This is a genomic window from Methylomarinum sp. Ch1-1, from assembly GCF_030717995.2.
In the GTDB taxonomy this organism is placed as follows: Bacteria; Pseudomonadota; Gammaproteobacteria; order Methylococcales; family Methylomonadaceae; genus Methylomarinum; species Methylomarinum roseum.
Map to the genome: position 1 here is coordinate 1,915,126 of NZ_CP157743.1, position 12,246 is coordinate 1,927,371.

The window sequence follows — 12,246 nt, forward strand, 5'->3', positions numbered from 1 at the left end:
CGCTACGATTCGCCCTGATCGCTGGCGACCGCATGGCTCAATATGCCTTCCGCCAGTCGCGAGAACGGCATGCTTTGAATCCAGACCGAACCCGTGCCTTTTAGCGTGGCCAGAAACATGCCTTCGCCGCCGAAAAACATGCTTTTTAAGCCGCCGCTGAGGCCGATGTCGTAATCGATATCGCCGCTGAAGCCAATCAGACAGCCGGTATCCAGACGTAGCGTCTCGTCGTGCAGTTCCTTACGGACCACTGTGCCGCCGGCATGGACAAAGGCCAGGCCGTCGCCGCGCAGACGTTGCAATATGAAGCCTTCGCCGCCGAAAAAGCCGCTGCCCAGACGCTTGTGAAAGGCGATATCGACCTCGGTGCCGAAGGCGGCGGCCAGGAATGAATCTCTTTGACAGATGACTTCCTCGCCCAATTCGGCCAGATTCAACGCAATAATCGAACCCGGAAAGGGCGCGGCAAAGCCGACGTGGCGGGTCTCTGCGCCTTCATTATGAAAGTGGGTCAAGAAAATCGATTCGCCGGTCAGCATGCGTTTGCCGAGCCCCCATAGCTTGCCCATCACGCCTTCGGTGCCGTCCCCCATCTTGGTATCGAAATCGATGTCCTGTTCGAGATAGGTCATCGCGCCCGCTTCGGCGATCACCGTTTCGTAGGGATCCAGCGCGATTTCGAGCATTTGGATATCGTGTCCGATGATTTTGTAGTCTACTTCGTGGCAGCGCATGTGTCACCTCGCTTGACGTTAAAAGAGCTTCGTAGATCGGATTACGCGTTAGCCGTAACCCGACAAAAATGTAGGGGCGATTTGATTATTTAACCAATAACTCGATCAACATGGTTTCGTAGATTTGACTGAGTACTTCTAGGTCTTCCAAGTCGATATTCTCATTGACCTTATGGATGCTTTCGTTCACCGGTCCCAATTCGATGACCTGGGCGCCGGTCGGGGCGATGAAGCGGCCGTCCGAAGTGCCGCCGCCGGTATCGTCGAGTGTTTCCCGGCCGGTGACTTTGGTGACCGCCGCGTGCGCGGCCTCGATCAGCTCGCCCTGAGAGGTTAAGAAAGGATTGCCGGACAAACGCCATTGCAGACTATAGTTCAGCTTATGTTTGTCCAATATGGCATGCACACGGCGTTTTATCGTGTCTTCATCGAGTTCGGTGCAGAAACGCAGATTGAACTGCACCTCGACCTCGCCGGGAATGATGTTTTCCGCGCCGGTGCCGCCGTTGATATTTGAGACTTGCAAGCTGGTCGGTGGAAAAAAACGATTGCCGCGATCCCAAACTTCTTCGGTCAGTTCCTTCAGCGCCGGCGCCAGGGTGTGAATAGGGTTTTCGGCGATGTCCGGGTAGGCTACATGGCCTTGAATGCCGTGAACGGTCATTTTGGCGCACAACGAACCGCGCCGGCCGACGCGAATGACATCGCCGATTTGTTTGTCGCTGGACGGTTCGCCGACCAGGCACCAGTCTATTTTTTCGTTACGCCGTTCCAAGACGTCGATCACCTTGACCACGCCATCGGTAGCGATGCCTTCTTCGTCGCTGGTCAACATGATAGCGATGGAGCCTCGATGCTCGGGGTGGTCGGCGAGAAAACGCTCCAGCGCGGTGACAAATGCGGCGATGCTGCCTTTCATGTCGGCCGCGCCACGGCCAAAGAGCTTTCCGTCGCGTAGGGTCGGCTCGAACGGCGGCGACTGCCAGGCCTCCAACGGACCGGGGGGAACCACGTCGGTATGACCGAGAAAGGTCAATAGCGGTTTGACGTCGCCACGGCGCAACCAGATGTTGCGGGTGTCGGCGAAATCGAGGCGTTCGCTTTTAAAGCCTTGTTTGCTCAGTCGTTCGATCAACATGTCCTGGCAACCGGCGTCCTCGGGCGTCACCGAGGGACGGCGGATCAGGTCTTTTAACAGTTCCAGTGTGTCGCTCATAATGCTTGTTGATAGTGTTCCGCGTTAAAACCGATCAGCAATTGCTCGCCGGTGTCCAGAATCGGCCGTTTGATCAGCGTCGGGGTTTCCAGCATCAGCTGTAATGCCGTCGGTTCGCTCAGGTTGTTTTTTTGCGCATCGTTCAGTTGTCGCCAACTGGTGCTGCGTTTATTCAGCATCGCTTCCCAGCCTAGCGTCGAACTGAAGTGTTGCAATAACTGCGCGTTCAGACCATCGGCCCGATAATCGTGAAAGCGGTATTCGATGTGGTGTTCGTCCAGCCATTTACGCGCTTTTTTGACGGTGTCGCAGTTTTTGATGCCATATAAAGTGTGCATGATTACAGTTTACTGGTTAATAATTCGTCGATCGATGGCAGGGTTTTGTCTTTCTTACAACGCGATTTATAGAGGCCGAGAAACTCCATGAAGGCCTGTTCCATATCACCGAGGATTTCCTCTTCGTTATCACGTTCGTCGGCGGCGAGTTCGGGGGAATCGATATATTCTTTCTGGAGTTCGATTTCGCTATTCAGCGCCAGGATGGCGTAGATCATCGCATTGCTGGAGATGGTTTCGGTCATGGGAAGGGGATAGTGTATTTGGGAGAGTCCACTCCCTATGCAAAATGCCTGCGTCGGGATTACCCACGGGGCACAAGACCGTAGTGTATCCGACGCAGGGTGGGTGATATCTTTACCCGGTTGGCAGCATGAGATTAGTCGCGCAACAACTCGTTGATGCCGGTTTTGCTGCGGGTTTTTTCATCGACCTGCTTGATGATGACCGCACAATACAGGCTGTGACTGCCATCTTTGGAAGGCAGGCTGCCCGGTACGACGACGGAGCCGGCCGGTACGCGGCCATAGATGATTTCACCGGTGACGCGGTTGTAAATCTTGGTGCTTTGACCGATGTAAACGCCCATCGAAATGACTGAGCCTTCTTCGACGACAACACCTTCGACGATTTCGGAGCGTGCGCCGATGAAGCAATGGTCTTCGATGATGGTCGGGCCGGCTTGCAGCGGCTCCAGCACGCCGCCGATGCCGACGCCGCCGGAGAGATGCACGTTCTTGCCGATTTGCGCACAGGAGCCGACGGTCACCCAGGTATCGACCATCGTGCCGCTATCGACATAGGCGCCGATGTTGACATAGGAAGGCATCAGCACCGCCCCCGGCGCAATATAGGAGCCATGGCGGGCATTGGCGTTAGGCACTACACGGACGCCGGCCTTGGCGAAATCGTCCGGTGTATAGGTGGCGAATTTGGTTTCGACTTTGTCGTAATAACGGTTGACTCCTCCGTCCATGACGCGGTTTTCATTGATCCGGAATGACAGTAACACCGCCTTTTTCAGCCATTGGTTGACGACCCACTGGCCGTCGACTTTTTCGGCGACTCGGGCGGAACCGTTATCCAGCCTATTGATCGATTCCTCTATTGCTTCGCGGATCTCGGCGGAGACGTTGGTGGGGGTGATTTCAGAGCGTTTTTCAAAGGCGTCGTTTATCAGTGTTTCTAGTTGAGTCATCGTTCTCTTAATTTAATGTGTGAAGGAAATTTTTAATGCGCTGGGCGGCGTCGATGCATTCGTCCAAGGGCGCCACCAGCGCGATACGGACATGGTTTTGACCGGGATTGCCGTCATCGCTGTCCCGTGACAAATAGCTGCCGGGCAATACCGTCACATTTTGTTGGGCATAAAGCTGTTGGGCAAACTCGGTATCGGCTATCGGTGTCTTCAGCCAGATATAAAAACTGGCCGCCGGTCTGTCGATCTGACAGACCGGTGACAGGATGTCGATAAAGGCATCGAATTTTTCTCGGTATTGTTGCCGATTTGTTTGGACGTGAATTTCGTCCTGCCAGGCGGCGATGCTGGCCCGTTGAGTCGGCAGCGGCATGGCGCAGCCGTGATAGGTACGGTATTGAAAATACTTGGCTAGTATCTCGGCATCGCCGGCGACGAAGCCGGAGCGCAGGCCCGGTGCATTGGAGCGTTTCGACAGGCTTTGAAAAATGACGCAGCGTTTGAACGTCTTGTTGCCCGCTTGATAGGCGCTTTGCAGCAGGCCTTGAGGCGGCTGGTTTTCATCAAGATATATTTCGGTATAACACTCATCGGAGGCGATCAGGAAATCGTATTTTTCCGCCAGTTCCAACAGCTTAAAATGTGTTTCGCGCCCGATCACTGCGCCGGTCGGATTTCCGGGCGAACAGAGATACAGTAATTGGCAACGTTGCCAAACATGTTCGGGGACGCCATCGAAATTCGGTAAATAATCGTTTTCTGCGGTCGTGTTTAGATAATAAGGCTTCGCGCCGGCCAGCAAAGCCGCACCTTCATATATCTGGTAGAAAGGGTTAGGCATCACCACCAGCGCTTTGTCGGACGGATCGATCACCGCTTGGGCGAAGGAGAACAGAGCCTCGCGGGTGCCGTTGACCGGCAATACTTGAGTTTCGGGATCGATCAGGTGGCCGGGGATGGCGAAACGCTTGCCTATCCAGTCGGCAATGTTGGTTCGCAGCTCCGGCAGGCCCTTGGTGGTCGGATAGTTGCCTAAACCATGCAGATGGGTCAGCAGTGCTTCCTGGATTAAATGCGGCGTCGGATGTTTGGGTTCGCCGATCGATAAGGCGATATGATCCCTGTCGGCAGGGGCGGTAATGCCTTGTTTGAGTTGATTTAGCTTCTCAAACGGGTAGGGATGCAGATGTTCGAGATGTGGATTCATTATTTGCTGCAACGCGGTTGTTTGCCGATCGACAAGGCTTGCTGATAGTCTTTCAGGGCTTTGGGCATATGTTTGTTAAGATCTTCGATACGAGTGTCGTGGGACGGATGCGTCGACAGAAACTCGGCCGGCGCTTGGCCGTTGCCGGCCGCATCCATTTTTTGCCAGAGGGTAATGCTATGACGCGGATCGAAGCCGGCCTTGGCCATCAACTCCAGGCCGATGATGTCGGCTTCGCTTTCGTGAGTGCGGCTGTAAGGCAGAATGATGCCGTATTGCGCGCCGATACCGAGCAAGCCGATCGCCGATTGACCCAGCGCCGTTTCCGGTGCGCTGACCGCCTGAATCAACGCGATGCCGGTATTGACGGCGGTTTCCTGAGACATTCTTTCATTGCTGTGTCGGGCCATGACATGGCCGATTTCATGGCCGATTACCGCAGCCAGCTGGTCTTGATTGTCGACCAGGTCGATCAGGCCGCTATGGACGCCGATCTTGTTGCCGGGCAAGGCAAAGGCATTCAGTGAATCATCCTGAAATACGACGACTTCCCAGTCGCCGCCTACTTCGTGAACCAGAGCCTCGGCGACGCAGTCGGCGAATTGAATATAGCGGCTGTTATTGCTGAGGGCTTTCTCGGATTTCAGATTGTCGAAAGCCTGCAGTCCCATTTGGTTGATCTGGGTGTCAGGCATGTAAATAAATTGCGATCGACCTGTCGGACTGGTGGCGCAGGCGCTTAGGGTCAGGGCGCAGGCGAGTGACAGCAAGAATTTATGCAACATATGACTACCGGATATAGCGGACTATTGAATCAGTCGCTTATTTTAACGTAACTTGACGGGTGATGGGAAAAATGTTGTGTGTAGGCGGCGCAGAGCATGCGCAGGTTCTGTGGCGTCGCCCCGGTGAGGACGGCTTAATCGGCGTTGTCGATTTCAAAGAAAATCCATTTTACCCGGTCGTGGCTTAGCTTGATTTGTTTTTCCAGTATATTGATTTCCTTGGCCGCCTGATGAACCGACATGTCCGCTTTAAATTCGGCCTTGACCGCGACCATGACGCTGTTGCCGTGATTGATGGCCCATAGGTTCAGGACCTTCGAAATGCACGGTTGATTGTCCAGGTATTGTCGGATGGCAATTCCGATCGTTTCATCGCTTTCGCCGAGCAACAGGGAATGGACTTCCTTGCCGATCAAGACCGCGACGGTAATCAACAGTATTCCGATCAGCATAGAGCCCGCCGCATCGAAGGCGGTGTTGCCGGTGATCAAGGCCAAACTGAGCATGACCAAGGCGATCAGCAGTCCGACCAGCGCGGCCAAATCTTCGCCGATGACCACCATCAATTCGCTGGAATGGGTTTCCCGGAACCATTGCCACAGGGTGCGATCGCCTTTTTCAGGCGCCATCGCCGCCAATGCGCCTTTCAATGAGAAATACTCCAAGCCAGAGGCGATCAATAGGATGACGACGGCGATGCCGGCATTTTCCAGTTCATGCGGATTGGTATAACGCTGCCAACCTTCATGGATCGAAAACACGCCGCCGACCGAAAATAAGGTGAAGGCGACCATCATCGACCAGATATAGGATTCACGACCGAAGCCCATCGGATGTTTTTTCGTCGCCTGTTTTTCGGAGCGAGTCATGCCGACGAACAACAGCACCTGGTTGCCGCAATCGGCAAAGGAATGGATGGCCTCGGCCAGCAATGAGCCGGAGCCGGTCCACAATGCGGCAAAGGTCTTGGCAAGAGCAATGCCCAGGTTGGCGGAAAACGCGTAGAGTATGGCCGTTAACGAACTGGAGTGTGGCATGTGGTTTTAACTGATCGATGGTTTAAAGAAAGGATTGATCTGCAGCGATGAATAACTATAGCCGCATTTTTGGCGCCAACCAAAAATCTTCTGTAATTATTCAGCGTAATTTTATCAAAAACGGTGCGCTTCCTATCGTCAGCACACCCTACCGCATCGTAGGGCGGCTTCGCGAAGCAAGCCGCCAAAAACCGCCACCGGGGCAAAATTGGCCGTTGTGCGTATCCAGGCGGATTGCCTGGCGGCGACTCTATATCATCACCCTATGGTTGCGATGCCAATGTAACCTTGCCTTCGGATGTGCTGAACAGCGTGAAGCGCATCAAAAACCGGTGCGCTTCCTATCGTCAACACATCCTACCCGCAGGCAGGGCCCGTGAGGTGGATCACGCGCAGCGGATAGGAGTCCATATCCTTATTCTGCCTGGCGTATTTGTTGTCAATTTTCTGTTTTGCCACTCATTCATTTAATGTGGTAACCCTGACACTCCAAGCCTTTTTTGTTATCAAAATTTGGAATTGCTGGTAGTCCGGATGGAGATTGAGGAATTCGGGCGACTCAAAAATAGTCCGGCCTATGCCGTCATCAGGGCAAAATATCGGCTATCAGCCGCTCATAGTCCTGTGCTGACAACACGCCGCTGACGGCAGTTCTGTCGTGGGCGGCATCATAGAAATAAGTGCGCGGCAGTTCGCCGTACCAGGTGGGATCTATTTGATAGCGTAATTGGGCGGAATTGCCTACGCTGAACAGCCAGTTGTTCATCTCGCTCAGTTGGTTTTTCTGCAGCATTGCACGGACTTGCTCGGCTTCGGAGTAGTCGTCGACCGAGATCAAGACGATCGTCAGTTCGGGGTGTCGGTCGCTGATTTTTTTCAGCATGCCCATTTCCTTCATGCAGGAAGAGCAAGTCAGGGACCAGAGCACCAGCATCAGCGGACGGTTCTGTTGCTGTTCGAGTATCGTTTGATAGCTGCCTGGGCCGAAAGGCTGTAAAGGTAAAGTTCCGCCTTGGCTTAGCGGGGTAAACAATGAACTTAGCAGGCAAAATATTAACGTTAAATTTTTCATAGCTTGATGATTTGATGCCCCTGTTCCGAGGAAACCCAGGACAGAAAGATGTCTTGGCCGTTGCTGATTAAGCTCGGATGACCGTTTTCGCCGTTCGTGGAAAACACCGTTCTGGCATCAGACCAGCTGGCGCCGCGGTCGGCGGATTCCTTTATCTGAATAGTGGTTTGTTTGCCGTCGAATTCTTTCCAGGTCAGGATCACGCGGTTCTTCAGGGTCAGGACATCGGGATGGCCGGGCAGTCGCTCTCTCTCGCCCAGCTTCATCGGTGCGCTGACTTTGGCGCCGAAATCGTCGGTTTGCGCATAATAGATGCCTTGACGGATATCGCCTAAGGTAAACCAAGTCATATGGACGCGGCCCCGGTCGTCGATCGCTAATGCGGGGCCATGCTCGGGGCAGGCTTCGATGGTCCAGTGGTCGCCGGTGACACGGATCGGTTTCGACCATTTGCCGGTTTTATCCATGCGCATCAGCGCGTGTTCGCGAACGCCGTCAGGAAACACCATACGCACCATTAGCACCGGTTTATTGTTAGGGGCCAATGCGGTCGCGGTACGGCAGCAGGAACACACGGCGTTGCTGATGAAACGATTGTAGAAATCGGGATGTTGACTATCGGAGATGGCGTAATAGAGTGATAGCACGCCGGAACCCAGTTGTTGGTCGAGCAGTTCGTGACGGCGGTCGTGCCAGAACAGATAAACCTTGTCTTCGTTGTCCAGCAACATCTTATCCATATAATGCATAGCCGAATCGGCGTGGTCGCTGATCAACTTCGGTGGGCTGAAGGTATTGCCGCCGTCATCGGAATAACTGTAGAAACTGGTCGATTTTTGCGCGGCATCGGCATAGTAAAGCACGTGGATACGGCCGGAGCGGGTGATGGCGATGGCGGGAGGGTTTTCCGGCCAGACGCTGATCTTCTGCGCCGCCGGGTTGACTTGTTGCGGAGGACTGAAAGTCTGACCGTTGTCGTCGGAATAGTCGACATACACCGCATCTGGGGTTGGGGTCAGGCGCCATAAGCGTCCGTCAGGCGCGAAGGCGACGGCCACCGTCGAACGCAATACCGGCGCCGGCGGAGCGCTGGTCGTGGGCGAGTTGTTTTGCGTTTGACAGGCGTTGAGCAGCAGCAATATGAACAACGTAATGACGGTCGCGGCTGGTTTGGAATGCAATTTGTTATAGCGAATCAAAGGACTCATCGAACCTCAAAACGGCAATGACAGTAAAGATGTTAGTTATCAAAAGAATCGCGAAGTTCATTGCGATCGCAAGATCTTGTATTTCGACGCATAGTGTAAAAGTTCCTGCTGTTGAATGCCAGATAGCAGCAATTCATCAGTTTGAGCGTTTTAGCAGCAATTCCCAATTTGGAGTTCAAAAAGGGCATGGGGTGTGTTTGGCGAGGATGTCGGCAGCAAGGATGCTGCCGTCAAGCCCCCAGGGATGGGTTTACGGCGCTCCTCGACAGACACATCCCATGCCCTAAGTACAGCAAAAATGCTCAAACTGGGAATTGCTGGCGTTTTAGTGTTGTTTAGGGCCTGGAGTGTGTCTGTCGAGGAACGCCTCGCCAAACACATTCCAAGCCTTTTTTGTTATCAAAATTTCGAATTGCTGGTTAGATAGTTCGATGATAAGCATCGCTGTCAATGGCATAAAAGAGTAGAGCGCTATCGTTCAAATGATCCTGCACGCGGAAATTGAATTGTTAATTGAACAAGGCCAGAGCTTTTTGCAACGTCGACCAGATGCCCCAGACCAGGGGAACGGTGACATAAAGCCAGAACAAAATCAGCCATGGATTGAGTTTCTTACCGTTAGTTGAATCATTCATGTCGTTTCGTGATGAGTAAGGTTGTCGGTTCGGCGAATAGTTATTGATCTAGACGATTGGATCATCGACTTCATCTGAACGCATATGATGTTTCTCGTGCACCGGCCTGATCAGCAGATTGCAGAGAAAGCCGAGGGCGAGTATGCCGGCCATGATATACATCGTGATGTTGTAGGCATCGGCCCTGGCTACCCCTTGTTCGATCTGGAACTCGCGTAGGTAATTGACCAATACCGGGCCGAAAATTCCGGCGCTGGCCCAGGCGGTCAGCAGCCTGCCATGAATGCCGCCGACATAACGGGTGCCGAAAATGTCGGCCAGATAGGCGGGAATGGTCGAGAAGCCGCCGCCATACATGCTCAAAATCAAGGCATACAACAGCACGAACAGTGGCATGTTTCCGGCGGCGCCGGCGGACGGTACTGCCGCATACAAGGCGATGCCGAGTGCGAAGAAGATGAAATAGGTGTTTTTTCGCCCGATATAATCAGAGGAGAAGGACCAAAAAAAGCGCCCTCCCATATTAAACAGGCTGAGCAGGCCGACGAAGCCGGCCGCCGCGGTGGCGGTCACACTACCTTTGAACATTTCCTGAATCATCACCGATGCCTGGCCGAGCACGCCAATGCCGGCGGTGACGTTCAAACACAACACCAGCCAAAGCAAATAAAATTGAGGTGTTTTCAGAGCCTGGTCGATATGGACATGGTTTTGCGTGATCATTTTGTTGGTCACCGGCGGCGGTGTCCAACCTTCCGGTTTCCAGTCGGCGGGCGGCGTGCGTATCGTCATGGAGCCAATCAACATGGATAGAAAATAAATGCCGCCCATGACCAGAAATGTTTCCATTACGCCAACCGAAACCGCGGATTTGAAGTGATCCATCAACATGACCGACAGTGGGGCGCCGATCATCGCACCGCCGCCGAAGCCCATGATCGCCATGCCGGTCGCCAGCCCGCGGCGGTCCGGAAACCATTTGATCAGCGTCGAAACCGGCGAGACATAACCCAAGCCCAGACCGATACCGCCGATGACGCCGTAGCCTAAATAGACCAGCCAGATTTGATGCAGGTAGACGCCCAACCCGGCCACCCAAAAACCGCCGCCGAAACAACAGGCGGCGACAAACATGGTCAGTCGGGGACCGACTTTTTCCAGCCATTTGCCGCCGAATGCGGCCGACAGACCTAAGAAGACGATGGCCAGGCTGAAGATCCAGCCCAGCGTCGTCAGTTTCCAGTCTCCGGGAGCGGAAGCATCGATGCCGATGACGCGCGTCAATGGTTCGTTAAAAACGCTGAAGGCATAGGCTTGGCCTATGCACAAATGAATGGACAAAGCAGCGGGTGGGACCATCCAGCGGTTATAGCCGAGCTTGGCCAGCGCCCGCCGTGATGAAAAAAAACCAGACATCGGTGAACTCCTCCTTCCTTATCTATGTCGTCGGTTTGCTTATGTGAGCGTGTCGTCTTTATCGTTGCCGGGCGCTTTCAGGTTTGCCGTTATACGCAAATTTAAGACATCCCGCAATTTATATACAACGATGGGGCTTAAGGGTACAAGATCTTCGATTAACGCGGTATTTTAACCCACTCCGGCTGAGACTGTGGAATTGTTCAAGGAACCTCAGCAATTCTCAATTTGGATAACAGATAGGGCCTGGGGTGTGTTTGGCGAGGATGTTGACGGCAGAGGGGGGACGTCAAGCCACCAACGGCGGGTTAGACGGCTCTAGCAATTGTTTCGGCGTAACTATTCAGGGTCTTGCAGTCTTTAGGGAGCAGGTCATTGATTTCTCGGGACGCGTGAATACATCCGTGTAAGCTCTGACTGCAACATCCTGTTGCAGACAGCCCGATAAATCAATAACCTACTCCCTCTGAAAAAAAACTATAATGAATAGTTACGTTTCTGCTTTTTCAGAAGCTCGCCGCATCGTACGCTGAAAATCTTGGAAACGGAGCGCCAGCGAAGTGAAGATTTTTAGTCCCCGATAGGCGTAGGGCCGATTGTTTTGTCGGAATCGAAGCGAGAGCGAAGGTGGAGACAAAATAAAAGGTCTCCCGAAACGCCGTCAAGTCATTTGTGGGAGTGCGACGGAGCCAGCATCGAGTTTACGATGATATGGCGAAGTGGCACGGACGCAGGACGAATCGGGGCCGCCGGAGGCAATAATCGCCACGTAATTTCTGCCGCTTGCTTGGGCTGGGATGCCCAAAACAAGCTTTCGCAGAAATAGTGGCGCGCTAGACCCGCTTTGTGGTCGGCGCTTCGTTACCAGGATTTGTAGGGAAGAAATTTACCGTTCATTTTGATCACGACACGGTCACCGGCTGGATTTTCTTCTTTGTCGACGTTCATGCTGAAGTCGATCGCGCTCATGATGCCGTCGCCGAATTTTTCGTGGACGATTTCTTTCAGCGTCTCGCCATAGACGCCGACTATTTCGTAAAGCCGGTAGATCAATGGGTCCTGGGGGATATGAAAGGACCAGGTTTTGTTCGGGAACACTTCCAGCGCCGATTGCACCTCCGGCCCTAGTCCGAGCACGGCGCACAACTTGGCGGCCGGTTCCGTTTTCATGCTGTTCATGCCTAAACAGGCCGAGGCCAGCCAGACTTCATCGACGCCGAGTTGTTCGGCGATGGCTTGCCAGGTGAGTTGTTTTTTTACCTTGGCCGAAACTATCAGATCGGTCATTTGTTCTTTGCTCAGCACCGAATCGGCTTTGCTGAAGGATGGAGTTTGCGCGGGTTTTGTTTGCATGTTGGTTTCCTCGTGGAATGTTAATCGATCGGGTTGTTTACTATGCT

General features: G+C 53.5%; 13 protein-coding genes. All 13 read right to left on the minus strand.

The window, feature by feature from the left end:
• Positions 1 to 2 precede the first annotated feature (2 nt).
• Positions 3 to 734 carry a TIGR00266 family protein gene (locus Q9L42_RS09045; RefSeq protein WP_305908770.1) on the minus strand — a complete coding sequence of 244 codons (732 nt, stop codon included), beginning with the start codon at positions 732 to 734 and terminating at the stop codon, positions 3 to 5.
• Between the two features lie 85 nt (positions 735 to 819).
• Positions 820 to 1,950, minus strand: coding sequence for a succinyl-diaminopimelate desuccinylase (dapE, locus tag Q9L42_RS09050; RefSeq protein ID WP_349432659.1), 1,131 nt, complete (start codon positions 1,948 to 1,950; stop codon positions 820 to 822).
• Positions 1,947 to 2,288, minus strand: coding sequence for an ArsC family reductase (locus tag Q9L42_RS09055; protein ID WP_349432660.1), 342 nt, complete (start codon positions 2,286 to 2,288; stop codon positions 1,947 to 1,949). Before Q9L42_RS09055 ends, dapE begins: the two co-directional genes overlap by 4 nt.
• 2 nt (positions 2,289 to 2,290) lie before the next feature.
• Positions 2,291 to 2,533: a hypothetical protein gene (locus Q9L42_RS09060; RefSeq protein WP_305908768.1), complete on the minus strand. Its 243-nt coding sequence runs from the start codon at positions 2,531 to 2,533 to the stop codon at positions 2,291 to 2,293.
• A 134-nt stretch (positions 2,534 to 2,667) separates the two neighbouring features.
• Positions 2,668 to 3,486: a 2,3,4,5-tetrahydropyridine-2,6-dicarboxylate N-succinyltransferase gene (dapD, locus tag Q9L42_RS09065; protein ID WP_305908767.1), complete on the minus strand. Its 819-nt coding sequence runs from the start codon at positions 3,484 to 3,486 to the stop codon at positions 2,668 to 2,670.
• Positions 3,487 to 3,493: 7 nt separating this feature from the next.
• Complete coding sequence (gene dapC / locus Q9L42_RS09070; RefSeq protein WP_305908766.1) at positions 3,494 to 4,693, minus strand: succinyldiaminopimelate transaminase; 1,200 nt, start codon at positions 4,691 to 4,693, stop codon at positions 3,494 to 3,496.
• A complete protein-coding gene (locus Q9L42_RS09075; protein WP_305908765.1) occupies positions 4,693 to 5,478 on the minus strand; it encodes a M48 family metallopeptidase in 786 nt (261 codons plus the stop codon). The genes dapC and Q9L42_RS09075 overlap by 1 nt, the downstream gene beginning before the upstream one ends.
• Before the next feature lie 134 nt (positions 5,479 to 5,612).
• The gene (locus Q9L42_RS09080) at positions 5,613 to 6,515 is read right to left on the minus strand and encodes a cation diffusion facilitator family transporter (protein ID WP_305908764.1); all 903 of its coding nucleotides are present in this window, start codon (positions 6,513 to 6,515) and stop codon (positions 5,613 to 5,615) included.
• A gap of 586 nt (positions 6,516 to 7,101) precedes the next feature.
• Entirely contained in the window at positions 7,102 to 7,587 is a 486-nt protein-coding gene (locus Q9L42_RS09085) for a TlpA family protein disulfide reductase (RefSeq protein WP_305908762.1), read from the minus strand.
• Complete coding sequence (locus Q9L42_RS09090) at positions 7,584 to 8,795, minus strand: sialidase family protein (RefSeq protein ID WP_305908761.1); 1,212 nt, start codon at positions 8,793 to 8,795, stop codon at positions 7,584 to 7,586. Before Q9L42_RS09090 ends, Q9L42_RS09085 begins: the two co-directional genes overlap by 4 nt.
• A gap of 509 nt (positions 8,796 to 9,304) precedes the next feature.
• Positions 9,305 to 9,430, minus strand: a complete 126-nt coding sequence (locus Q9L42_RS09095) for an MFS transporter small subunit (RefSeq protein WP_305908760.1) — start codon at positions 9,428 to 9,430, stop codon at positions 9,305 to 9,307.
• A 48-nt stretch (positions 9,431 to 9,478) separates the two neighbouring features.
• Positions 9,479 to 10,846 carry an L-lactate MFS transporter gene (locus Q9L42_RS09100; RefSeq protein ID WP_349432661.1) on the minus strand — a complete coding sequence of 456 codons (1,368 nt, stop codon included), beginning with the start codon at positions 10,844 to 10,846 and terminating at the stop codon, positions 9,479 to 9,481.
• 861 nt (positions 10,847 to 11,707) lie between these two features.
• Complete coding sequence (gene cynS, locus Q9L42_RS09105) at positions 11,708 to 12,199, minus strand: cyanase (RefSeq protein ID WP_305908758.1); 492 nt, start codon at positions 12,197 to 12,199, stop codon at positions 11,708 to 11,710.
• Positions 12,200 to 12,246: the final 47 nt, after the last annotated feature.